This is a genomic window from Streptomyces sp. NPDC030840 (genome assembly GCF_055572015.1).
The window spans coordinates 156,437-177,778 of the sequence record NZ_JBVIEE010000019.1; the positions used below are offsets into that span (position 1 = coordinate 156,437).

Below are 21,342 nucleotides of genomic sequence, written 5' to 3' on the forward strand. Positions count from 1 at the left end.
TGGAAGCATGACCAGCAGCGGACGGCAGCGGCGGGACGGCTCCGCCAAGCGCGTGCAGCTCACCAGCGGGGACCACGGCGGGCCGAAGGACAAGAAGCCAAAGGGCGCGCGCAAGTCCACCACCCTGGGCGGCAAGGCCTCGCGGGCCGCGCGCCTGCGCGAGGTCGAACGCTTCCGGGAATCCATCCGCGCCGCCGAGCAACGCCGCACCGCACGCCAGGACTCCCCCACGGTGGCGCCCCCGGCCGGGACGGAGCAGCACACGCTGTCAACGGAGCATCCCGCCGACGCGGACACCGCGCTGCAGGTTCATCTCGCCGCCTGCATCCAGGCAGCCCACAACCACGACTGGGGCCTGCTCAGGGACAGCGCCCGCCAACTCGCCGAGGCCGCCGACCGACTCGACGCCGAAGCCCGGTCAGGCGACGGCACCCACCAGGAGGACGCCGCCATGTAGCTGCAAGCCCTGCACACCGGGCCCGGACCACCTCACCTGGGAGCACTCCCGCCGGCGCCTTGCCCCGCGAAACGTACCTGTTCCCGCCGCCTCAGATGGCCCGGCACCAAAACGAACACCTGTGAGGCCCTGAATCCCGGCGGACGTGGGAAATCGGCAAGTGGGCTCTCTGGTCTGGCTTTAACGCTCTGATTCGGGGTCTGGCACAAGTTCCGTGAGCCGGTCACGCGTTGTAGTTGTTGATCTTCTTGTGGTGGGTGCGGAAGTCGCCCTGAAATCGTTCCTTGTGCGGGTGACGCGGCCGACATTCGGTGACCGTGAACGAGGTGTTGTCCTGGCTCCAGGAGCTGTTGTTCCCGTCGGCCCCCGGCATCGCCGTCGTGGCCGTAGATGCGCACGGCGAGGCGATACGAGTCGAGGCCCGGTGCACGCCCGCCGGGGCCGCCTGTCCCGACTGCGCCCACTGGACGGAACGGGTCCACAGTTCCTACCTGCGATTTCCGGCAGATCTGCCAGCTGCCGGGCGACGAGCACAGCTCGCGTTGCGGGTCCGGCGGTTCTTCTGCACGGCCTCGGCCTGCGGCCGACGGACATTCGTGGAGCAGGTGCCGGGACTGACCCGCCGCCACGGCCGGGTCACCGAGCGGCTGCGCCAGGCGATGAGTGCGATCGGGCTGGCCCTGGCGGGCCGGGCCGGTGCCCGCCTCGCCCAGGTCATGGGCATCGCGACCAGCCGCACCACGCTGCTGCGACGGGTGATGGACCTGCCGGACCCGATAGCGACGCAGCCCCGCGCCGTCGGCGTGGACGACTTCGCGCTCCGGCGTGGCCACGTCTACGGAACGGTCGTGATCGACGCCGAGACCCATCAGGTCCTCGACCTGCTGCCCGAACGCGACGCGGCCACCCTCGCCCCGTGGCTCGCAGCCCACCCCGGAATCGAGGTCATCTGCCGCGACCGCGCCGGCGCCTACGCCGAGGCCGCCGACACCGCCGCACCGCAGGCCCTGCAGGTCGCCGACCGGTTCCACCTCTGGCAGAACATCGCCACCGCAGTCGAGAAAACCGTCGCCGACCACCGCTCCTGCCTGCGCGACCTACCGCCGCCCAGCCCAGAACCCGAGCCCGCATGGGAGACACCCGCCGAGGCGGCACCCGGCCAGGAGGCCGAAACGGATGACCCGACCGGCAAGTTCGCCGAACGGGCCCGCGCCCACCACACCCTCGTCCACGACCTCCTCGCCCAAGGCATGAGCCTGCGGGGCATCGCCCACCACTTGGGCTGGGGACGGCACACCGTCCAGCGGTACGCCCGTGCCGCCCGCTGGCAGGACATGGTCAAGGGCCGCGAACGGCAACTCCCCAGCAAACTCGACCCGTTCAAGCCCTACCTGGCCGACCGTTGGGCCGAGACCGACGGGCACGTGACCATCCTCGGTCTCCACCGGGAGAGCACCGCACGCGGCTTCCGCGGCCACTACTCCACCGTCCGCGACTGGATCCGCCGCGACCTGCCGCAGCAGGAAGGCTTCACGGCCGCCCCACCACCACTGTCGATACGACAGGTGACCGGCTGGCTCACCCGGCATCCCGCCACCTTGACCGAAGAGGAGAAGCTGCACCGCAAGGCCGTACTCGACCGCTGCCCGAAGCTTGCCTCCGCCGCAGAGCTGACCAGCTCGTTCGCGGAGATGCTCACCACCCTCAGCGGCGACCGCCTGCCCGAGTGGATCACCGAGGCCACCGACGCCAACCTGCCCGGCGTCAGCAGCTTCGCCGCCGGCCTGAACAGCGATCTTGACGCGGTGACCGCGGGACTGACCACCGACTGGAACTCCGGCCCGGTCGAAGGAGCAGTCAACCGGATCAAGATGCTCAAGAGGCAGATGTTCGGCCGTGCCGGCTTCGGCCTGCTGCGTAAACGGGTCCTGCTCTCCTGAGGCTGCGGTCAGACCGCGTCCTCCACCAGTCCGAAGCCCACCGGGAACTCCTCCAGAAACGCTCGCCGCGACGGATCAGACTCCTCGCGGGCCATGGTGGCGAGGAGGCCGAGGAACTCGTCCTGCTGCTCACGCGACAGCTTGCTCACGACGTGAGCGACGCCCTCCAGGACCTTGACGGCGTCGTCTGGATCCATTTGCTCGTCTTCACAGCCTTCGACGAACCAGAGGACATCGACCAGAGCCTCGGCCAGAGCTCGCGTCAAGGAGGGGTACGCACCAGGCATCGAGACGATCTCCCAGCAAGTCGGCGAACAGAGTCCCGTCATCTCAACACATGCCACTGACGTCACGGTCAGCAACCGGCTCACGGAACTTGTGCCAGACCCCCTCAGGGCTCTGGCAGCGATCACGGGAAGCCGTCACGGTCGGTGAAGGGCGTGTTCGATTCCTTGATGAGCGCCGGGATGCGCCGTGCGATCGTGGGCGGTGGATGGGCTTCCCGGCCGTGCCTCGTCTATCAGGTGTCGTCGGGACTGCCCGTGAGGGATCCGCCTATCCAGAAGGGCAGTGCCTTTTGGTCTTTGCCCAATGACCGTCGTATGGCGTTGACCAACTGCACCTGCGCTTGGGCGGGCGCTCTACTGGCCTGGGCGAACTCCTCCACGCTCAACGGATTGTGCAACGGGTCGCGTGCCGGGTCACGCGCCACCTGGTTCAGGAGCACGTTGATGGCCTTGCCGAAGTTGTCGATCTCCCCGGCGACGTCAGCGGGGGCGACCAGGCCGGCACGGGTCAGGGCTGCGCTCCACTCGCTCCAGTCGTAGTCCCAGCCCTGCCGGTCGGCATGGGCACGGCTGATGGTCATCGTGAACTTGGCGTAGTGGCTGATCAGTTCCTCGTAGGCGATCAGCTGCTTGTCCCGCAGCCACTGACGGTCCTGGGCACGGTGTGTGACGATGCCCCCGACCAGGACCCCGATCGTGGCGGACAGCGCCCCGGCGGCCGTTGTCACCAGTGTGTCCAGCAGTGCCACCCGAGGCCCCGCATCCTCTGTCGCTCGAACGTCAGCGGCTCGAACCTACTGGTGACCAACCTCCGGTGACAATGCCCAGCCTGCGCCGGCGCAGGCAGCCGTAGCGGCGGGTCACGCGAGCAGGATCATCTTCCGGAAGAGTTCGAATTCGGCGCGCCCATACAGCTGCCTCTTGATCTTTTTGATGCGGTTCACGGCGCCCTCGGTGCCGCCCGAGCTCCAGCGGAGGGTGAGCCCGGCGGTGACGGCGTCGAGATCATTGGTGAGCCCGCGGGCGAAGCCGGTCAGGCCGGGCAGGTTGGCCGTGAGGGTCTTGTCGATCCAGGAGGGCAGGAGGACGCCGCGCCGGTCTGCTGGGTGAGCATGTCACCGAAGTCACGGACGAGTTGGTACGCGATGGCCAGCTCGGGGCAGGTGTCCAGGACCGTTTTGAGTCGCTGGTGTTCGTCCTCGGAGAGCGAGCTCGGCCGACGGGTGAGCCAGCCGGTGACTTGCCGCGCGGTCGGCGGTGCCGGGGGCGGCTGTGGGGTCCGGCGGGGCTGGCGCAGGCGGCGTCGAGGCCTCCGAGGCAGGAGGTGACCCTGTGTGAAGCCTCGGTCGCGAACCGGATGAATGTGCCGCTACTCGCCCGCCGCGGCGTACGGCGCCGAGAGGCTGGCCAGCAGGCTGAGCGAGGCCTCGGTACGACTGCCGCGCGCAGCTCGGTAGACCACGAGCTGCTGACCGTCGGAGCCCCGGACGTCAAAGGCCTGGTAGGTCAGTTCCAGAGCTCCGACGACGGGGTGTTGGAAACGCTTCGCCTCGTAGGTCCGCCCCCGCACCTCGTAGGTGTCCCAGAGCTCTCGAAAATACGCACTTTCGGCAGACAAGCGCTTCACGAGTCCCAGCAGCCGCGGGTCGTGGGGACGGCGGCCCTGGGCGAAGCGCAGCCGCGCGACGACGGCCAGGGCTGCTTCGTGCCAGTCCGTGTAGAAGGTGGCCCCCGCAGGGTCGGCGAACGTCATGAGGGCGATGTTCGTGGGATCTTCGAATCCCGCGTGCATTGCCACAGCGAGGCGGTTGCCCGCCAGGACGTCCAGGGTCTCGCTGAAGACCATGGCCGGAGTGGTCGTCCACTCCTCTATGAGTTCACGTACATCGGGCCGCACGACCATCTGCTGAGAACCGCGCTGGGGTGGTGTCGCCCCTGCCATGCGCTGCAGATACTCGCGGGCGTCCCGGTCGAGGTCGAGTGCCCGGCACAGGGCGTCGAGAACCTGGAGGGACGGGTGCCGTTCGCGTCCCTGCTCCAGCCGTGTGTAGTAGTTGGCGCTGACGCCGGCGAGCACCGCCACTTCTTCTCGGCGCAGACCTGGCACCCGGCGGACACCCGAGCTGGGCATTCCGACGCGGTCCGGATCGACCCGCGCCCGCGCTGCGCGCAGGAAGGCGCCGAGGCCCGATGCCCCGTTCCTACGATCAGTCATGCCCTGCACGTTAGGTCATGCCGCTCTCGGGTGCCTGGGTGTGTGACTCCCCCTCACGGTCCGGTCTGGTTGCACTTCAGCACAGCTGTGAGAGTCGACATCACGAGCGCGCCAACCGCCGGTTCGGCGCGTGCCGTGATCCGACACCGAAGCGAGGAACCCATGACGTGGGAGTTCAGCACTCTCGACGTCACCGTGAAGCAGGGCGTAGCCCGGGTGACGTTCAACAATCCTCCGATCAATCTGTTCGATCCGACGGTGATCAGCGACTTCCGTCGTCTGCTGTCTCAGCTCGCCGAGAGCCGTGACATCCGCGTGGTCGTCTTCTCCAGCGCCAACCCGGACTTCTTCATCGGTCACGCCGATCTCAACCTTTTCCTCGACCCCGTGGACGAGATCCCGCCCAAGCCGACGAAGCTTGGTGCGCTGCAGACCCTCTTCGAAGATCTGCGCACTCTTCCCCAGGCGACGATCGGGGTGATTGAGGGGCGAGCGTCCGGCGCCGGCACTGAGCTCCTCACCTCCTGCGACATGGCGTTCGCCACGCGCGGCCGGGCCGTGCTGAGCCAGTTCGAGGTGGCGGTGGGCGTTCTGCCGGGGGCCACAGGAACCCAGCGGCTGCCGCGGCTGCTCGGGCGTTCGCGCGCTCTGGAGATGATCCTCGGGTGCGACGAGTTCGACGCCGATCTCGCGGAGAGGTACGGCATCGTCAACCGCGCCCTGCCCGCCGAGGAGATGTGGGGCTTCGTCGACCGGCTGGCCGCGCGCATCGCGTCGTTCCCCGGCCCGGCGATCGCGCTGAACAAGGTGGCCGTGGACGCCGCGGAGCTGCCGATCCAGCTGGGCCTGCTCGAAGAGACGCACACTCTGCACCAGACGCTCGTCGGGGGCGAGGCCCAGCGCCGGATGCGTCTGCTGCTGGAGCTCGGCGCCCAGGAGGAGACATTCGAGCGGGAGCAGTTCACCGCTGCGCTTGAGCAGCTCGGTTCCTGATCGAGGTAGGAGAGGACATGAGCAACACCCCCGCGAGCCGCACTCCACGTGACGTACTCACCCAGCTGGTGGACGACGTCAGCGTCGACCGCTGGGAGGCTCTGCACGAGCTGTACGCCGAGGACACCCTCGTCATTCACCCCTTCGCCCGTGACGAGTCGAGGCGGCTCGTCGGCCGTGAGGCCCTGCGCCGTCACTTCGACCACTTCAAGCACAGCGGCTTGAAGCTCAGGGCTCGTGGTGTCGTCTTCCACGACACGACGGACCCGGAAGTCGTCGTCGCCGAGTTCGTGTACGACGGTACGGGTCCCGACGGGCGCTTCGAGATGGCCGCGTGCTTCGTCTGGCGGGTCCGGGACGGACTGATCGTCCAGGCCCACGATTACCTCGACCGGCCTCGCGCGGTCTGATTCTGAAAGGAACCCACCCATGGCAGCGAACAGCATCGATGCGAACGAGACGACGGCCGCCCGGCGCCGGCGCGGCGAGGAGATCGTCCAGACGCTGAGCGGAGGGCAGCGGCCAGCCTCGTTGGACGCGCTCGACCGCGACTTCCCCTTCCTGTCCCACGCCGTCAACTCCTACGCCGTGGGCGAGCTCTTCGCCCGGGACGTCCTGGACGTGCGCACCCGCCAGCTGGCTCTCGTCGCGGCTTTCGCAGCCCTCGGCCTCGGCGACTTCATCAAGATCCACGGAGGTTACGCACTGAACGCGGGTGCGACGGAGGAGGAGTTGAAGGAGATCGTCTACCTCACCACCATCCCCGGCGGATTCCCCCGCGCCATTCAGGCCTCCCAGGCGGTGGCCGAGCTGCTCGCATCCCGCGCGTCTTTCTGAGGTCCTGCGCGCAGTGCCCGATCTCTGACCGTGCGCTCTCGGGGCGCGTCGGCCCGGGGCTCTCCTCGTCAATGGTCGCACCCCCGCATCGCGCAGAACGGATTCGACAGGTACCGAAATGCGCGCCACTGCCGTCGGGGCGAAAGCCCGACGGTCGCCGCCCCGCCCGCCTCGCCGGCTTCCTGACAGAACGGCGAGGCCGGGCCAGCTGAGCCGAGCCCACGAGGGGACCTTCATGGCCAACCGCTTTCAGGTTGACCGACAACCCTCGGTAGATCTCTTGGGTGGACAGCCCCTAGTAGGACTCCGTTAGGTCCGTCTCGATCTTGGCCTTGAGTGCGACCCGCTGGGCAGGGGTTGGTGGCAGGTGGTGCAGACGCCGGTCCAGCACCTCAGGACGCCCTGGAGGGCGTCGAGGACTTGGTAGAGGGTGAGACCGGTCCGGGCACTTTTGGGGCCAGGCGCTGTTCAGTGAGGAAGGCGTGGGCGGCGGTTACGAGGGTGACGTGGTGGTGCCAGCCGGGCCAGGAGCGGCCCTCGAAGTGGTCCATGCCCAGGCCGTGCTTGAGTTCGCGGTAGTCGTGCTCAATGCGCCAGCGGACCTTGGCCAGACGGCCCAGGTCGGCGATCGGGGTGTCGGCCGGCAGGTTGGACAGCCAGTAATCGGTCGGTGCTTCGGCATCGGCGGGCCACTCGATCAGCAGCCAGCAGTCGGGCAGGACACCGTCCCACCAGCCTTGTTCGGCCGAGGCCGCGGCTTTGATGGGGCGCTCGACTGCTTTGCCGGCCGGTCGCACGCGCACGGCGGCGAAGCGGGAGCGTAACTCGCCTCTCGAGCCGTGCCGCCAGGTGAGCGGGGTGAATGCCTCCGGCTTGAGGCCGGCGGACAGGGCTGCCACCGACGGTGCGGTCTGCCGGTAGCGGGGCTGGGGCCAGCAGCCGATGGCCCCTTTGCGGGCCGGAGCGACGGGCTTCGTCTCGAAGGGGTGGGCGCTCACGTCCGAGCGGACGGCCAGGACGTAGGCAAGTCCGCGCTCGGACAGCGCGCTCCGCAGGTGAGCGTTGGTGCCGTAGGCGGCGTCGGCCACCACGACCGGAGGCTTCATGCCCCAGCCTGCGAGCGTGTCGAGCATGTCCAGGGCGAGGCGCCACTTCTCGCGGTGCGTGACATCCGCTGGGATGCGGGCGAGGGCCCGGCGAGCGGTGTCCGATGCCCACTCCTTGGGCAGGAACAGGCGCCATTGCAGCGGGCAGGACGCGGTATCGGTCACGGCGTGGACGCTGACCGCGACCTGGCAGTTCGCCCTCTTTCCCAAGGCTCCGCAGTACTGCGGAGCCACGCCGGCCGACATCCGGCCGTCCTTGGGCACCGACACGTCATCGATCACCCAGGCCGCCAGATCGATCAGCGGCAGCATCCGCTCACAGAGCCGCCGCTGCACCGGCACCGGATCCCAGTGGACTGGTTCACGAACTGCTGCAGGTTCTGTTCGTTGCCGTCCGGTAATCGCGAGGCCATGGCCTGAATGGACTTGCGGCGGCCGTCCAGCATCAGTCCGCGCAGGTAGCAGTCGCCCTTGGCCCGCTGGTCCTTGCGCGGCACCGAGGCGAACACATCCGCCACGAACAACGCCAACTTCGCCCGGACACGGTTCACTTCATGAGCGTCCACCCCACCCAACATGCTCCCGAACAAGGCCGACGGGAAGACCTAACGGAGTCCTACTAGAGGCCAATCGCCTGCCACCAGGCTGACCGCACAGCTTCTGCTGCAGCTGCCCGTGGTGGCGGCCTCGGCGCGCAGCGCGGGTGCCTCACCGGCCCAGGTCCGTCCCGCTACGGTCACGGCGGCACGCCCCGACTCCCGCGCTCAGCACTGCCTTGCGCTTCACTGGTCGCCTCCGCCCTGGCCCTCTCCCGGCCCGGTCAAGGGCCGTGCGCTCAGACGGGGGGCGGTAGCGGGCCGCCCCAACAGGGCGCAGCCGTAGGCAGGTTGTGCCCCTCTGCCACGCGCGGTGTCCTCATGCGGCGCGGGATGTGGAGGTCAGCCGTTTCCACGGGCCGGTGTAGGCGGCGCCGCATCCGGTGCAGTGGGCGAGGTAGAGGGCGGAGGCGGGGGTGTGGGCGGGCGCGGGCACGACCGTATGAGCAGTGCCCTCGATGACGGTGGTCAGGGCGGGCCACGGGGGCAGGCAGGTGCAAGCCTGCGGCGCCGCGGGCGCGCGGCGGGGGTGGGTCATGAGGGCTCCGGTGCGGCCGGGGGGCGGGCGCGGCGGCTGTCGGGCGTGCGGCCGATCTCGCGGGCGACGGCCTCGATCTCGCTGCTGCCGTAGGCGGTGCGGATTCCGGAGGGCGTCATGCCGCTGGCCTGGGCGAGGGGTTCGAGCTTGTAGGGGCGGTCGCCGTGGAACTCCCGGCCGTAGGCGAGGAGATGGCGGATCTCTGTGTCGGCGGCCTCGCGGGCGGCGCGGGCGTTGCCGAGAGCGATCAGCAGGGGGTCTTCCCGCAGGCTGCCGCACTGGGCTTCGAGGGCGAACGCGTAGTTCTCACGGGCCTGTTCGGCCTCTTCGAAAGCGTCGGGGTAGAGCTCCTCCGGCGTGACGTCACCGGGCTGCGGCAGGGGGACGCGGATGGCTGCGAGGTCACCGATCAAATCCATGTTTACGACAATCGCAAAAAATGCTTCTAGCGCAATGAGGTTCTTCCAGACCGCTCCCGTAAAGGACACTGGTGAGCCGGGGCCGGGGGCCGACCACGCGGGAAGCGGGCGCCGCTGGACCAGCGCCTGGCACAGACAGCGGCGCGGCTGGCGGCCTGTCAGGGGAGGCGTCCTGGGGGTGGAGGGGTGAACAGACAAGATCGCGCCGACGCGGTGGACCGGGAAATGGCCGCACGCCTGCTGCCCGATGCCGCCGTGCGGGCGCTGGGCCGCTGGTGGAAGGAGAACGCGCTGGTCTACGCGGACGGCACGCCGGGTGCGCACACGGTCCGCTACACCCCCAGCCGGTGGGCGCAGACCGCTCCGTGGCCGTCGGTGCTGACCCTCACCTCCGCCGGCGGTGATGCCGCAATCAGCCGGGCGGAGGTGGCCTCGGCCGTCGCCGACGCGCTGCGGCGTAAGGCCTTCAGGGAGGCCCTGGTCGCGACCTACGTGTGGGGTAAGGGCAAGCGGGGCACCCCCGGCGGCAGCGGACCGGCCACCCTGGGAAAGATCCTGGCCGTCGAGGGCCTGGATGCGGCGCTGGCGTGTGCGGTCACCGCGCTGCGCGAGCACGGCTCACCCGGGCCTGCGGTCGATGGCCGCTGCGGCCGGCCGAGAGAGCGGCCACGACCTGGACGGCTCCATCGCCGCCTGGGTGTGGGCGGACGGGAACTGGTCGCCCCACCGCTACGGGATCTACCTCTCCTTCCTGCACGCCGCCGCCCGCCAGCTGGCCACAGGCGCCGGCTGGCCCTCCGGTGCAGGCCCCGACCTGCTCGAGTGCGCACTGTTCAGCATGGCGTGGGAGGCATCGGGCTGACGGCACGGCGGGCGGGCCGCTTGGGGGACGGCGGTTACGCGAGTACGGCCGGGGTGGCGCCCTCATCGGTCCAGTCGCCGTCGAACAGCGCGGCGACCAGGCGCACGTGCGCGTCGGGGAGCTGGCCGGTGCGGTGCTTGGTGCGGGCCTTGGCGAGCCAGGCTCCGATCTTGACGCTCTCACCGTCGACGCGGATGGTCTCGCGGGCGGCGGGGGCGCGGCCTTCGCGGTGCAGGAAGAGTTCCAGGAGCTGGACGGTCTGCGCGAAGGTGCGGCGGGTGCGGCGGGCGGGGATGAGCGGATTGCTTTCGGGAGTCAGGCCGAGAGACCTCATCAGGTGGTGCTGGCCGGGGTGGAGGGTCTGCCAGGTGGCCAGCTGGCGGTGCAGCCAGGAGCCGATCTTCACCCCGGCCAGGAGGGTGCCCGGGGTGAGCGTGGCCGGGTCGGCCCCGTCGGCGAGGTGGGCGCGCAGCAGGTGGTACTTGCGGTGCCAGTCGGCGCCGTGGGGCAGGCGCCAGTCGGGGGCGAGGGCGGTCAGCGTGTCGGCGCGGGTCTGATCGAGCGTGTTCTTGGCGGCGAGGTGGCGCTGCTCGGCCAGCCACGCGCCGACGGGGGTGGTGGCGGGGGCAGCGAGGTGGCCGTGCATGCGGTGGTACTCGGCTGCGGCGGCCAGGCGGGCGCGCCAGGCGGCGTCGTGCTTGTCCCAGATCATGCCGAGCGCGTCGAGTTCGGCGATCCAGTCGGCTTCCAGTCGGCCTGCGGTGCGGGCGTCGCGCATGGTGGTGACGAAGGTGCCCAGCGCGTAGCCGGTGGGGTCGGTGTAGTCGGCGGGGACGTCGAGGTGGCCGTACTGGTCGCGGTAGGACTGGGCGGCAGCGAGCCCGAGGCGGCGGGAGCGGGAGACGGCCGGGTTGCGGGGGTCGAACCAGGCCAGGTCCATGGCGCGGGCGATGCGCTCGGGGTGGACGGTGAAGTCGAAGTGCCAGCGGCGTTCGATGACGTCGCTGGTCTCGCGGGGAAGGCGGTTGGCCTTGTCCGGGAGGCGTTCGAGGATGCGGTGGTCGTGGCTGGCCAGTGCGCAGGCGATCGCCCAGACGGGTTCGTAGGCGGTGCCGAGGATGTTCTCGCCGTCGGCGCCGGGCGGGACGTAGACGGGGACGATCAGTGAGGCGGTCTTGCCGGAGACGTCCAGGCGCAGGGCGCGGCCAAGAGCCTGGACACAGCGGATGACACTGCGTGTGGGGTCGGCGAAGACGACGGCATCCACGCTGGGGATGTCGACTCCTTCGGCGATCAGGCGGGCATTGGCCAGGACCGCGCAGTCGGCGGCCGCGAAATGGGCGAAGGTCTCGGCGCGCTGGGCGGGAGTGTGCTCACCGTGGGCAAAGAACAGGCGCGGGGTGATGTCCGGGCACAGGCTGGGATCGGTCCTGGCAAGCAGGCGCAGGGTATGCGGGAGTTCGCGGGCGAAGCGACGAGCGTCGGAGACGAGGTTGAAGTAGACCAGCACCTTCTTCAGGCCGTGTTCGGTCATCGCGCGCAGGACGGCCAGATGCAGGGCGGTGGTGCGCAGTGCGCCGTCCGTCTCCTCGCCGCCGCCCTCCCCGCGAGCGGGAGTGGTGCCGGGGGCAGTCAGGTTCAGGCGGCGGCGCAGGTCGGCGTCGGTGAGGGTCGGCACCACGATGCGGTAGTCCGCAGCCCGTCCGTCTTCCACCGCTTGCGCGAGCGGGTACTCGAAGACCTTCTTGCCGTACACGGCCTCGTTGTCCATGGAGTTGGCGAACGCGTCCAGCTCCGGGCCCTGCGGGCGCCGGCGGCGGGGGCGGGTGATGTCGGCGGATTCCGCCAGCTCGGGGGCGCCGAAGATGCGGGGGGTGGCGGTCATGTAGAGGCGGCGGTCCGCGCGGATCCGCTTCGCGTCATTGGCGATGGCCCACTTTTTGTCGGCGCGGCCCGCGATGCGGTGTGCCTCGTCCATGACCGCCAGGTCGAACGGCGGCACCGCGTACCCGCTGCTCTGGGTTTGCTCGATCTTGTCCAGGGAGTCGTAGGTGCAGATCACCGTCAAAGCCTGGATTTGGTCGGGCCCCTCCCCCACTACCGACATCGCCGCCGCCAGCGCGAGCGGGTCGCTGGTCGAGCCAACGCGCGCGGCAACCAGGTCATCGCGGCCGGCGGCGTCCAGCGAGGAGACGATCACCATGTGCTCGCCATGGCCGTCGCGGCGCCAGGCCAGTGCGGTCTGCGCGGCCAGGTCCAGGGTGGGGACTACGAACAGCACCAGCCGTGCGCGGAGTTCGTCCGCCACCCGGATCGACACCAGCGTCTTGCCGGTGCCCGTCGCCGACACGAACAGTCCTCGCGTCCCCGCGCGCCGCAGGTGCCGTGCCAGCCGCTTGACGGCCTCGGCCTGGTCGGGGAAGAGCTGCGGCTTCCCGGGACGGCCGGGCCGCGGTAGTTCGACCACAGTCATACAGCTCTTCCTCGATCCGAAGCGGGCGGCATCCGGGCAGCAGACGGGCCGGAAAGGCGGCGAGGCCACCGAAGAGGGCACCCTCCGATCGAGCACCCTACCACCCGCGAACGCCATCCGTACGCTAGAAGTACGTCATTCGTACGCGATAGGTGCGGTTCATGGGGTAGGGTGGGGGTGGAGGTATCCCATGTCCGAGTTGTTCGACGCGGTCGACGCGCTGGTCGCGTCCCGGTCCCCCCTGCCGCCCCCGGCAGAGCGCAAGCGACTGCGCCAGGCCCACGCCCTCACCCTGGACGAGGTGGCCGCCGCCCTGGACGTACGGCGGGCAACCGTCAGCGCCTGGGAGTCGGGCAAGACCGAGCCGCGGCCACCGCAGCGGGAGCCGTACGCGCGCCTGCTCAAGCAGCTCGCGCAGCTCTACCCCCCTGCCGAGAGCACGCCCGCCCCGCAGGAGAACACCCCGGCACCGAAGACGGACAGCGGCCCGGCACCCACGGCGCAGACCCAGCCCGCGGGTGGGACTGTTGAGGCTGCGGCCGCAACCCCGCGCGGCGCCGTCACGCCTCACGCCGCCCCGTCCGCTTCGCCCGTAGCCGCTCATGCACCGGCCGCCGCATCGCGTCCGGCGCGGGCCGTCCGGCCGCCGCAGACCTCACGCCGCCCGGGCGCGCCGAAGGCCGCTCCCGCTGGCACGCCCACGCCCGGCAGCCCGTACGCGCACGGCCCGCTGCTCGTCCTCGACGCCGACACCGAGCGCAACGTGACCGGCTTCGGCATCGGCGGCCTGATCCTGGACGTGCCCGCCAAGTCGCTGCCCGCGCTGGTGGAGTGGACGCTCACCCAGGCGCAGCTCGGGGCGGAAAGGCTGCACGGCTCGGCAAAGGACGCCGACCCGCTGCTGGTGCTCACCGAGGCGGCGTGCGCACGCTACGGACTGCCCGCCGCACTGTCGGAGTCCGAGCGGCTTGCCGGGCGGCTGCCGGAGGGGCACAAGGTCATCAAGCAGCTGCAGCGCGCCGACTGGCAGCTCACCAAACGAGGGCTCGGGCCGTGGGCACGGATCTACCGCCCCGTCCAGGGCGGCCGTCGGCAGTGCGTACAACTGTGCATCCCCTCCTGGCACGCCCTCGACGACCGCGCCTGGGGCCACGCCGCCCACCTTCAACCCGCAGAGCTCGCCCGGGTGCTGGGCGTGTACGCGCAGCGGGTGATGACACCGGTCGGCTCCACCGCCGTGACGGGACTGCAGCTGATGACCGCGCTCAACCCGCCGACCCGCGCGAGCCAGCCGGACGCCACCGGAAAGCGGCACGCCGAGCACCGCCCCGGCTCACTGGGCACGCAGCCGGTGGACCCGCCGCCGTGCGAGGCGACCGACGGACACCCCGTCCTGGCCCACCTGCCCCGCTTCCACGTGCGCGGCCCCGGCGAGAAGCTGCACGAGGAGGCCTACGACTGGGCGCGGGATCTGACCGATACCGAGTGCATGCAGCGCTACCTGGTCGGCATCGACGTGAACCTGGCCTTCGGTGCCGCCGCCAACGGCGCCGTGGTCGGCCTGGCCTCGCCGCCCATGCACGTCACCAGCCCCGCCTTCGATGCGGCCCTGCCCGGTTCCTGGCTGGTCGACCTCTCCCACGTCGACCTGGGCCGGGTGAAGGCCGGCAAGCAGTGGCGCGAGCTCGACGCCGCGCTGCTGCCCAGCCCGTTCACGCCGACCGGCGAACGCCCCACCGGTCCCGCCTGGTACGCCACGCCCACCGTGGCGTACGCCGTCGAGCTCGGCTACGACGTCGCGCCCCTGGAGGCGTGGGTACGCCCGGAGAGCGGCCGGTTCCTGGACGGCTGGTACAAGCGGCTGCGCGACGCCTACGTCGCCACCATGGCGGATCTGGGTGTCGGGGAGAAGCTGCCCCCGGCCGAGTTCCTCAAGGCTATGGAGGGCTACAAGCAGCGGGATGCGGAGCTGGGACTCGTGGTGGACGCCGTCAAGATGACCGTCAAGGGCGGTATCGGCAAGCTGCAGGAGAAGGCGCGCGGCGGCGGCTGGAAGCCGGGGCAGGCCTGGCCCGCCCTCGCCCGCCCGACGTGGCGCCCGGACATCCGCGCCACCGTCATCTCCCGGGCCCGGATCAACATGCACCGCAAGATGCTCCACCTGGCGGCGGCCACCGGCCGTTACCCAGTCGCGGTCCTCTCCGACTGCGCCGTGTACGCCGCCGACGGGCCCAGCCCGCTGGACGTGCTGCCCTACGACAGCAACGGCAAGACCGTGCCGGGCAGCTTCCGGCTGGGGGTGTCGCCCGGGATGGTCAAGCACGAGGGCACCCAGAGCGTGCTGTGGGGTGCGGACGTCCTCGAGCAGCTCGGCGCCGACGGCAAGGCCGCCAATCTCGCCCGCTACATCAAGACCGGCGAGGTCACCGCCAAGGACACCGGAGAGTAGGGGAGTTACGCCGATGGTCACGGTCGGGGAAGAACTCGACAAAGCGGTGCAGGGCGCGTTCACGCGTCCCGTTCCCAAATCGGCCGGGGCGCAGATGCGTTACCTGGTCCGCCAGCACCACGGCAGCACCCGGCGCGTGGCCGAGCTGCTCGGCATCAGCCAGCGCACCGTCGAACGCTATGTGAAGAACCAGATCAAAAAGCCCCGGCCCGAGCTCGCCGACCGGCTGGAGCGTGAGGTCCGCGTCCGCTGGCAGCCACAGGTCAGGGCCAGGGCGAAGGAAGCCGCGGCCACCACCGGCGGCATCATGATCGATGTGCAGGCGAGGTTCGGCTACACCGCCGCCCCCGGCAGCACCGACGACGCCCGCGTGCGTCACCTCACCCTCGCGCTGCCGCCCGGCCACGCTGCCCGTCTCTTCCAGGCCCAGGAGGCCGGTCTCACCGAGGACCAGCTCCGCCAGATCGCCGCCGAGGCCCTGGGCGAGGTCTACTTCCGCGACAGCGGCCGCCGCGCCCACGGCCTCGAAGTGGAGCTCACCGACCTCCTCGACCTCGAGTTCGAGCTGTAGCCGGTCAGGGCGCAGGAGCAGGAAGCAGGAAAGAGAGTCAAGGAGAGCTGTGGCAGCAGGGGTGTTGCGGACCGTGCCGCCGGCCGGGGAGCTGACCTCGTCACTGATCAACCGGGCCGCGGAACGCTACGGCCTGCCCGCCGCCGGCGTGCTGCGGCTATGGACGTGCCGCAACTCCCCCACCCGGCACGACGGCGGCGGCGTACGGGCCGACGCGGAAATCGTGCTCAACGAAGCTGGGCGGCGCGTGCTCGCCGAGCTGTGCGGCGTGGAACCGGCGGTGCCGGCGCGCGCTCTGCCCGCATTCACCATGGACGACCCCAAGATCAGTACCGGGCGGGAGGCCGCCCTGGCGCAGGCGCGGTGGCGGGCGGCGAGCGCGGTGGCGGGAGAAGCGGCGTTCGCCTGCCGGTCGTGCACCGCGCGGCGCACCGGGCAGACCGTGCGGGCGGTGCGGTATCTGCCGCGCTGGCAGCGGGTGTGTGTCCGGCACGGGCGGTGGCTGCTGGACGCGGACGCCGACCAGCCGCTGGAACACCTCGACCTGCGCCACCTGCCGGAGGTGGTGGCCGCGCAGCGGCGGTGGCCGGGCGTGGCCCGGCGTGCGGTGCGGGCCGGGGTGCAGCCGGAAGCGGTGTTCGCGGTGGCGCATGCGGTGGTGGCCCGCTGGTGGGAGCAGGCCCTGTACGGGGAGCAGGAGGAGATCTGGCCGCACCGTCTGCACCAACTGGCGGGCGGCAACGCGGGATCACAGCTTGAGTGGTGGCGGATCGTGAGCCGGGACGCGGCGATCTTCCCGGAGGTGGTGGCCGTGGCGCAGGCGCTGCTGGAGCCGACCATGGCTGAGGTGGCCTGGCAGGCAAGCGGCAGGATGCAGCCGCGGGCGCGGACCGTTAACGATGCGTTCCGTCGCCAGCTGGGCGAGCGGGTGGGCCGCACCTGGCTGGGACCCGAGCTCGCGGCCGACCACGGCAGCCCGCTGAACGATTGGAGGGGCGCGCTCGTGCGCGCCCGCCGCCACGAGACGGGGCCGCCGGGGTGGGGCGATCCGTGGCGGCTGAAGCGGGAACAGCAGCCCGCCACGATGGCCGGCCAGCTGCGCGTCATGGCAGCGGAGGCCCAGTCGGGCGGCTCGGGCACCCGGTGGCGGGCCACGGTGAGCGCCGAACACCGCTTCCACATCACGCGGCTGGTCGACGAGGCACGCGAACAGCTGGCGCCGCTGCGCGGTGTGCACAGCGGCACCACCGCCGAGGTGGCCCGCACGCTGCTGGAGCACCTCAGCCACAGCGCCGCCCTGATCGACCAGGCCCTCGTACACACCGCCACCGCGGCCGTCGCCGCCGGCGTGGCGCTTCAGGAAGTGGCCCAGTGGTCCCCTCTGCCCGCCGAGGAGCTGGCAGAGGTTCTTGCCGCGGGCCAGGTCGACGGCTGACGCCCCGAGGGCTGGTGCCGTGGGGCTGTGAAGGGCTGTCTCGTAGGCGGTCTACGCGGACATTAGTTGCCCAATGGGGTGGCTTTCTCCAGGTCGAGCTCGATGGTGTTCTCGGGGTCGGGGTCGAAGCGGGCGTTGAAGTGGAGAACTACCGGGCGAGTGCCTTCCGCTTCGTAGGTGTAGTCGTTGACGAGGGAGACCGAGAAGTCGGAGTCCTCGTCGTGGTCGGAGACGTGGAGGAAGCCCTCCACGTGGGCTTCGGCCTCGGCGGTGACGGTGGCGAGGAGCTGAACGGGCTCGGCGTCGGGGTCGGTTCCGTAGACAGCGGCTCGCACGGTGTCCGGCTGCACGTCGATCGCCGCAAGGCGTGGATCGTCGAGTGGGAGACGGAGTTCGTCGAAGTCCAAGCCGGCTCCGTACGGCTCGACCCTGTCGACATCGTCGATCTCCCTGCCGGCCAGCTCGTCACACGCATCTTTGACAGCCTGTTGCAGGCGGGTGCGCAGGTGAACATCCGTCGCCAGCCGGTCCTGGAACGTCAGCTCGGCGGTGTCCTGTGCGCTCTTCGGCAGGATCTTGGCGAGGTCCGCGAGCCTGTCCAGGCGCTGTACGGCCGGGATCTTGCCGTCTAGGGGCTGCAAGCCCATGGCGTACACCTGTTTGTCCTGCGGGGGCTGTCCGGTGAGGTCCGTGAGGAGGGCACGGGCGACCGTGTCGGTCTTTTGGTCTTCGCAGAAGTCGCTGTGGTTGCTGGTGATGAAGTACAGCGTGTCCTCGGGGCCGAGGTGTTCGGCTCCGTGCTCGGCGATGCTCGCCCAGATGAGCATGTCGCGGTACCCGTCCGAGCCCTTCTTCCCTCCGCCGCCCTGGCGCGGAAAGGCCTCTCCTCACGCAGCATGCGCCCCAGGATCTCTTTGTGGGACATGCGCGGGAGGGGCAGGATGACCGCGCCGACCCTGTCCAGCCGCGCTCGAAGCCACTTCTCGTAGCCGCTCTGAAGAGCGGCGACTTCGTCGTGCCGTCGCTCGACGGAGGACTGGCTGTCCCGGTCCCAGGCCAGTTCGTACAGAGCGTTGTCGGCGTCGCTCAGCTTCCTCACATGGTCGTCGAGGTGGCCCCGGTAGTGCCGCGTTGCCTCTTGGATCACGACCTCCGGGACCCACAGCTCGGCATGTCCCTTCAGGGCCCAGACACGCATCTGCGACCAGGCACTTTTCGAGAGGGTGAGGTCTGTGAAGAACTCTGTGGTGTCCACTGCGACCACAGGGATGCGCGTTGGCGGCATCGGCGGCACGTCTTCCTTCCAGGTGGCTGAAGATGCCTCATTGTGCAGCGGAGAGCCGCCCCGCGTAGCGCGCATATTGCTCGCAGGGCGGGCGGGAAGGTGCAGAGACCCGCACTGACACGGGCGGCAACAGGTGGCACCGTGGGGCACACTCATGGCGAGGGGCCGGGAGCCGAGAAGAACGTGTCCTGGTTACCGGCCGGTTCGCCTGCGCGGCGCGACCGGTATGACGTTGTCTGGAGTACGTGATCATCGACAGCAGCGAGGACGGCGCGCCGGCCGACTTACCCGCCGTCGCCGGCAGCGTCTACCGGGTACCGGAACCCGGCACGGTGGAGGCGGAGTTCACCGGGGTGGACGGCACGCTTGTGCAGCGCCGCTGGGTGGAGGCGGTCGTGGCGGTGCGCTTCGAGCAACTGGCGCCGGTGGCGGCGTTCCCGGTGGTGCCGGGGCGGCGGTGGGGGCCGGGCTGGTGGTGGTCGGCCACGACTGGGCGGCATGTGATGCACGGCTCGCAGGCGATGTGCATGCAGCTGATGGTCCTGGACCGCGATCCGCAAGTGGTGGGGTTGTCGGCGCGGCCGGTGCGGCTGATCTGGCGTGATCCGGACAGCAGGCGGGTGCTGACGTGGGTGCCCCAGCTGTTCGCTCGTTACGCCGACGGGCGCGCCCTGCTCGCCGACTGTCCCGCCACTTGTGAGCCCGGCGCAGGCCGGGCCGCGCGCGCCGCCGCGGTGCTTGCCGCGGCGTGTGCGGTGGTGGGGTTCACCTACCGGCGCCTGGTGCCGCCACAGAAGGTGGTGGCGGCGAACGTGCGGTGGCTGGCCGGCTACCGCCACCCCCGCCACCGTGACGCAGGCGGGCTTGAGCAGGCGGTGCTCGAGGCGTTCGCCGCCCCGCGGCCGCTGATGTCCGGGGCCGCGGCGGCGGGCGAGGTCCTCACCGCGCTGCCGGTGCTCTACCACGCGCTGTGCAGCGGGCGGCTGACCGCGGACCTTGAGCGACCGCTGGGCGAGCACACCGTCATCTCCCTGACGCGGTAGCGGCAGGCGTTGACCGGGAGCAGCAGGAGAGTTGAGCAGGCAGGTCATAGCCGGCCCTGGTGGGCGGTGCGTTGAGGTGGGAGGGCAGGTCCGGTTCGAGGACCGCACTTGGCAGGTGTCCGCCCTGGTCGATGGCCGGGTGCACCTGGCGGCCGATGACGGGGCCGCCGCCTGCGTCGTGGCCGCGCACCTGGTGGCCGCGCCCGGCTTCTCGGTGATCGGCACGGCCGCCGCGCAGCCTGTCGCCCCGGCACTGTGGGAGACGGTTCCGCTGGCGGCGCAGGAGCGGGCCCTGGCCTGGCAGCGGCACATCCGCGAGGTCGAGACCGGGCTGCCCGGCGGCCCCCAAAGCGGCGCGCCGAGGCCCGAGTACGACCCGCAGCGCTTCACCCTCGCAGAGCGCGAGCACGCCAAGGCGCAGGAGCTCGCAGGGCTGGGCTGGGCCAGGGCCAGCCGGACCACGGTGCAGCGGATGCGGCTGGTCTACGGCAGGCAGGGGCTGTGGGGGCTGGTCGACAAGCGCCACCTGCGCGGCCCGTCGCCCACCGGGCGTACGGACGAGCGGGTGGTGGCCGCCGTGCTGGAGGCGCTGCGCCGGTGCCGGGGGCGGAGGAAGACCACCACCCGGCACGTCATCGAGCTGACGGAGCGGATCGTGGCGGACACCCACGGGCCGCATCAGGTGCGGCTGCCTGCCCGCTCGTCGCTGTACCGGCTGGTGAAGGCGTTAGCGGATCCGGCCGAGCCGCCGGGCAGCCCGGCACGCACCGCCACCGCGGCGGGCCGGACCGGTGGCCCGCCGGCCGCGCTGCGGCCCGCACAGCGGGTGCAGGTGGCCACCGCCCGCCTGTCAGCCGGCGTGGTCGGCGAGGACGGGACCGGGGTGAAGGTGACGGTGACGGCCGCGCTGGATGAGGCGAGCGGCTGCGTGCCGGCCGCCGTGCTGCACCCGGAGCAGGACGGGCCCGCCCAACTGTCGGTGCTGCTGGCCGAGTGTCGGCCACAGCGATCATCTCGGTGGTCCATGGGTAGCCGATGTGCCCGCACACGATGGTCAGTTCGGGGAAGTCGAGGGCGACCTGGTCGATGTACGGGATCGGACGACCCGTCTCGGACGGGCGCAGCGGACCAGTGTGGCCGACTTGGGTGCAGAAGGGGATGCCCAGGTCGACACAGGCGGCATACAGCGGGTAGTACAGCCGGTCGGTGGGCGGAAGCTGCCACAGCCAGGGCACGATCCGCAGGGCCACGAAGCCGAGCTCCTCCACGGCGCGGCGCAGTCCCCGCACGGCCTGGACTGGCCGGGTGAGGTCCGCGCCGGCCACTCCGCGCAGGCGTCCGTCGGACTGGGCCACAAACTCGGCCACCTCGTCGTTGCTGATCAACGGCCCCTGCGGCCCGTACCAGGCTGCCGACAGCCCGATCCCGACATTGGCCGCTGTCATCGCGGCCACCGTGGCCTTGACCGGCAACGGCTCATCCAGCAGCCCGCGCTTCGTCCACCGGCGCAACGACTCGAACATCTCGTGGTTCGAGTGACGGAGCGTCGGGTGCTGCATCCACACATCGATGACCGGCACAGGCTCCCTACCTCTCCCCCGGCGCCGCCGGCCGTACTGGACCGGAAGCGGCTAAGCGATCGCTTATCGCGACCCTAGTCGCTACGCGTCACAAACGGCCACCCCAGCGCAAGGAGCACCACCCGGCTATCCGCCAGCCACGGAGTGACATCGCGCCCCCACCCCTCCACAGCGCCCCTGCTCGACCAGCTCGCCACAGCCTTCGCCTCGGCAAATCTGATGAGGCCAGGTCAGCTGACTGGTGCAGGCGTGCCGC

The 21,342-nt window shown here is 70.7% G+C and carries 21 protein-coding genes and 3 pseudogenes; 12 read left to right on the forward strand and 12 right to left on the reverse strand.

Features of this window, described 5'->3' with window-relative positions; all coding sequences use genetic code 11:
- Positions 1–7: 7 nt before the first annotated feature.
- Positions 8–457, forward strand: a complete 450-nt coding sequence (locus ACZ49J_RS32745; protein WP_467454116.1) for a hypothetical protein — start codon at positions 8–10, stop codon at positions 455–457.
- A gap of 223 nt (positions 458–680) precedes the next feature.
- Here ACZ49J_RS32745 and ACZ49J_RS32750 read toward each other — a convergent pair whose 3' ends face one another.
- Positions 681–830, reverse strand: a complete 150-nt coding sequence (locus ACZ49J_RS32750; RefSeq protein WP_467454295.1) for a hypothetical protein — start codon at positions 828–830, stop codon at positions 681–683.
- Here ACZ49J_RS32750 and ACZ49J_RS32755 point away from each other — a divergent pair.
- Positions 784–2,397: an ISL3 family transposase gene (locus ACZ49J_RS32755; protein WP_468351237.1), complete on the forward strand. Its 1,614-nt coding sequence runs from the start codon at positions 784–786 to the stop codon at positions 2,395–2,397. The genes ACZ49J_RS32750 and ACZ49J_RS32755 overlap by 47 nt on opposite strands.
- Positions 2,398–2,405: 8 nt before the next feature.
- Here the strand turns inward: ACZ49J_RS32755 and ACZ49J_RS32760 are convergent, their stop codons facing one another.
- The 4 genes from ACZ49J_RS32760 to ACZ49J_RS32775 all read right to left on the reverse strand — a co-directional run bounded on the left by ACZ49J_RS32760 (position 2,406) and on the right by ACZ49J_RS32775 (position 4,899).
- On the reverse strand, positions 2,406–2,594 hold the full coding sequence (locus ACZ49J_RS32760) for a hypothetical protein (protein WP_467454113.1): 189 nt from the start codon (positions 2,592–2,594) through the stop codon (positions 2,406–2,408).
- 323 nt (positions 2,595–2,917) lie between these two features.
- On the reverse strand, positions 2,918–3,433 hold the full coding sequence (locus ACZ49J_RS32765; protein WP_467454112.1) for a hypothetical protein: 516 nt from the start codon (positions 3,431–3,433) through the stop codon (positions 2,918–2,920).
- 111 nt (positions 3,434–3,544) lie between these two features.
- On the reverse strand, positions 3,545–3,766 hold the full coding sequence (locus tag ACZ49J_RS32770; protein ID WP_468351239.1) for a transposase: 222 nt from the start codon (positions 3,764–3,766) through the stop codon (positions 3,545–3,547).
- A gap of 287 nt (positions 3,767–4,053) precedes the next feature.
- Positions 4,054–4,899, reverse strand: coding sequence for a helix-turn-helix transcriptional regulator (locus ACZ49J_RS32775; RefSeq protein ID WP_467454111.1), 846 nt, complete (start codon positions 4,897–4,899; stop codon positions 4,054–4,056).
- 162 nt (positions 4,900–5,061) lie between these two features.
- Between ACZ49J_RS32775 and ACZ49J_RS32780 the strand changes: the two genes are divergently transcribed.
- Genes ACZ49J_RS32780 through ACZ49J_RS32790 form a run of 3 tightly spaced genes read left to right on the forward strand, consistent with a single transcriptional unit; the run spans position 5,062 to position 6,729 of the window.
- Positions 5,062–5,892: an enoyl-CoA hydratase/isomerase family protein gene (locus ACZ49J_RS32780; protein ID WP_467454110.1), complete on the forward strand. Its 831-nt coding sequence runs from the start codon at positions 5,062–5,064 to the stop codon at positions 5,890–5,892.
- A gap of 17 nt (positions 5,893–5,909) precedes the next feature.
- Entirely contained in the window at positions 5,910–6,302 is a 393-nt protein-coding gene (locus tag ACZ49J_RS32785) for a nuclear transport factor 2 family protein (RefSeq protein WP_467454109.1), read from the forward strand.
- A 19-nt stretch (positions 6,303–6,321) separates the two neighbouring features.
- Positions 6,322–6,729: a carboxymuconolactone decarboxylase family protein gene (locus ACZ49J_RS32790; protein WP_467454108.1), complete on the forward strand. Its 408-nt coding sequence runs from the start codon at positions 6,322–6,324 to the stop codon at positions 6,727–6,729.
- Positions 6,730–7,121: 392 nt separating this feature from the next.
- Here ACZ49J_RS32790 and ACZ49J_RS32795 read toward each other — a convergent pair.
- The 3 genes and pseudogenes from ACZ49J_RS32795 to ACZ49J_RS32805 all read right to left on the reverse strand — a co-directional run bounded on the left by ACZ49J_RS32795 (position 7,122) and on the right by ACZ49J_RS32805 (position 9,388).
- A pseudogene (locus tag ACZ49J_RS32795) lies at positions 7,122–8,401 on the reverse strand (IS701 family transposase).
- 349 nt (positions 8,402–8,750) lie between these two features.
- Positions 8,751–8,969 (reverse strand): hypothetical protein, encoded by a 219-nt coding sequence (locus ACZ49J_RS32800; RefSeq protein WP_467454106.1) that lies wholly within the window; start codon positions 8,967–8,969, stop codon positions 8,751–8,753.
- The gene (locus ACZ49J_RS32805) at positions 8,966–9,388 is read right to left on the reverse strand and encodes a hypothetical protein (RefSeq protein ID WP_467454105.1); all 423 of its coding nucleotides are present in this window, start codon (positions 9,386–9,388) and stop codon (positions 8,966–8,968) included. Before ACZ49J_RS32805 ends, ACZ49J_RS32800 begins: the two co-directional genes overlap by 4 nt.
- A 225-nt stretch (positions 9,389–9,613) precedes the next feature.
- On the opposite strand from ACZ49J_RS32805, the pseudogene ACZ49J_RS32810 reads away from it, so the two are divergent.
- Positions 9,614–9,994: pseudogene (locus tag ACZ49J_RS32810) on the forward strand (8-oxoguanine DNA glycosylase OGG fold protein); the annotation flags it as partial.
- Positions 9,995–10,025: 31 nt separating this feature from the next.
- A complete protein-coding gene (locus ACZ49J_RS32815; RefSeq protein WP_467454104.1) occupies positions 10,026–10,250 on the forward strand; it encodes an 8-oxoguanine DNA glycosylase OGG fold protein in 225 nt (74 codons plus the stop codon).
- A 34-nt stretch (positions 10,251–10,284) separates the two neighbouring features.
- Here the strand turns inward: ACZ49J_RS32815 and ACZ49J_RS32820 are convergent, their stop codons facing one another.
- Complete coding sequence (locus ACZ49J_RS32820; protein ID WP_467454103.1) at positions 10,285–12,723, reverse strand: helicase associated domain-containing protein; 2,439 nt, start codon at positions 12,721–12,723, stop codon at positions 10,285–10,287.
- A 190-nt stretch (positions 12,724–12,913) separates the two neighbouring features.
- Here ACZ49J_RS32820 and tap point away from each other — a divergent pair, with 190 nt between their 5' ends.
- The 3 genes from tap to ACZ49J_RS32835 are packed head-to-tail and all read left to right on the forward strand — an operon-like array spanning position 12,914 to position 17,178.
- Entirely contained in the window at positions 12,914–15,172 is a 2,259-nt protein-coding gene (gene tap / locus ACZ49J_RS32825; RefSeq protein ID WP_467454102.1) for a telomere-associated protein Tap, read from the forward strand.
- A gap of 13 nt (positions 15,173–15,185) precedes the next feature.
- On the forward strand, positions 15,186–15,743 hold the full coding sequence (gene tpg, locus ACZ49J_RS32830; RefSeq protein WP_467454101.1) for a telomere-protecting terminal protein Tpg: 558 nt from the start codon (positions 15,186–15,188) through the stop codon (positions 15,741–15,743).
- Positions 15,744–15,792: 49 nt separating this feature from the next.
- Positions 15,793–17,178, forward strand: coding sequence for a DNA-binding protein (locus ACZ49J_RS32835; protein WP_467454100.1), 1,386 nt, complete (start codon positions 15,793–15,795; stop codon positions 17,176–17,178).
- Positions 17,179–17,240: 62 nt separating this feature from the next.
- On the opposite strand, the gene ACZ49J_RS32840 is transcribed toward ACZ49J_RS32835, so the two are convergent.
- Positions 17,241–18,005 (reverse strand): hypothetical protein, encoded by a 765-nt coding sequence (locus tag ACZ49J_RS32840; protein ID WP_467454294.1) that lies wholly within the window; start codon positions 18,003–18,005, stop codon positions 17,241–17,243.
- A gap of 56 nt (positions 18,006–18,061) precedes the next feature.
- Positions 18,062–18,619, reverse strand: a pseudogene (locus ACZ49J_RS32845) (PIN domain-containing protein); the annotation flags it as partial.
- Between the two features lie 89 nt (positions 18,620–18,708).
- Here ACZ49J_RS32845 and ACZ49J_RS32850 point away from each other — a divergent pair.
- Positions 18,709–19,506, forward strand: a complete 798-nt coding sequence (locus ACZ49J_RS32850) for a TnsA-like heteromeric transposase endonuclease subunit (protein ID WP_467454099.1) — start codon at positions 18,709–18,711, stop codon at positions 19,504–19,506.
- A gap of 632 nt (positions 19,507–20,138) precedes the next feature.
- Here the strand turns inward: ACZ49J_RS32850 and ACZ49J_RS32855 are convergent.
- The gene (locus ACZ49J_RS32855; protein WP_467454279.1) at positions 20,139–20,951 is read right to left on the reverse strand and encodes an amidohydrolase family protein; all 813 of its coding nucleotides are present in this window, start codon (positions 20,949–20,951) and stop codon (positions 20,139–20,141) included.
- On the opposite strand from ACZ49J_RS32855, the gene ACZ49J_RS32860 reads away from it, so the two are divergent.
- Positions 20,881–21,045 (forward strand): hypothetical protein, encoded by a 165-nt coding sequence (locus ACZ49J_RS32860; protein ID WP_467454293.1) that lies wholly within the window; start codon positions 20,881–20,883, stop codon positions 21,043–21,045. The two genes, ACZ49J_RS32855 and ACZ49J_RS32860, sit on opposite strands and share 71 nt — an antisense overlap.
- Positions 21,046–21,342 lie beyond the last annotated feature (297 nt).

Excerpts from the sequence above, each read along its gene's own strand:
- ACZ49J_RS32775 (WP_467454111.1), bottom strand. The coding sequence starts at position 4,899 with ATGACTGATCGTAGGAACGGGGCATCGGGCCTCGGCGCCTTCCTGCGC.
- ACZ49J_RS32805 (WP_467454105.1), bottom strand. The coding sequence starts at position 9,388 with ATGGATTTGATCGGTGACCTCGCAGCCATCCGCGTCCCCCTGCCGCAG.
- ACZ49J_RS32820 (WP_467454103.1), bottom strand. The coding sequence starts at position 12,723 with ATGACTGTGGTCGAACTACCGCGGCCCGGCCGTCCCGGGAAGCCGCAG.
- ACZ49J_RS32855 (WP_467454279.1), bottom strand. The coding sequence starts at position 20,951 with ATGACAGCGGCCAATGTCGGGATCGGGCTGTCGGCAGCCTGGTACGGG.
- ACZ49J_RS32790 (WP_467454108.1), top strand. The coding sequence starts at position 6,322 with ATGGCAGCGAACAGCATCGATGCGAACGAGACGACGGCCGCCCGGCGC.
- ACZ49J_RS32840 (WP_467454294.1), bottom strand. The coding sequence starts at position 18,005 with ATGCTCATCTGGGCGAGCATCGCCGAGCACGGAGCCGAACACCTCGGC.
- ACZ49J_RS32750 (WP_467454295.1), bottom strand. The coding sequence starts at position 830 with ATGCCGGGGGCCGACGGGAACAACAGCTCCTGGAGCCAGGACAACACC.
- ACZ49J_RS32760 (WP_467454113.1), bottom strand. The coding sequence starts at position 2,594 with ATGGATCCAGACGACGCCGTCAAGGTCCTGGAGGGCGTCGCTCACGTC.
- ACZ49J_RS32745 (WP_467454116.1), top strand. The coding sequence starts at position 8 with ATGACCAGCAGCGGACGGCAGCGGCGGGACGGCTCCGCCAAGCGCGTG.
- ACZ49J_RS32800 (WP_467454106.1), bottom strand. The coding sequence starts at position 8,969 with ATGACCCACCCCCGCCGCGCGCCCGCGGCGCCGCAGGCTTGCACCTGC.
- tap (WP_467454102.1), top strand. The coding sequence starts at position 12,914 with ATGTCCGAGTTGTTCGACGCGGTCGACGCGCTGGTCGCGTCCCGGTCC.
- ACZ49J_RS32780 (WP_467454110.1), top strand. The coding sequence starts at position 5,062 with ATGACGTGGGAGTTCAGCACTCTCGACGTCACCGTGAAGCAGGGCGTA.
- ACZ49J_RS32815 (WP_467454104.1), top strand. The coding sequence starts at position 10,026 with ATGGCCGCTGCGGCCGGCCGAGAGAGCGGCCACGACCTGGACGGCTCC.
- tpg (WP_467454101.1), top strand. The coding sequence starts at position 15,186 with ATGGTCACGGTCGGGGAAGAACTCGACAAAGCGGTGCAGGGCGCGTTC.
- ACZ49J_RS32785 (WP_467454109.1), top strand. The coding sequence starts at position 5,910 with ATGAGCAACACCCCCGCGAGCCGCACTCCACGTGACGTACTCACCCAG.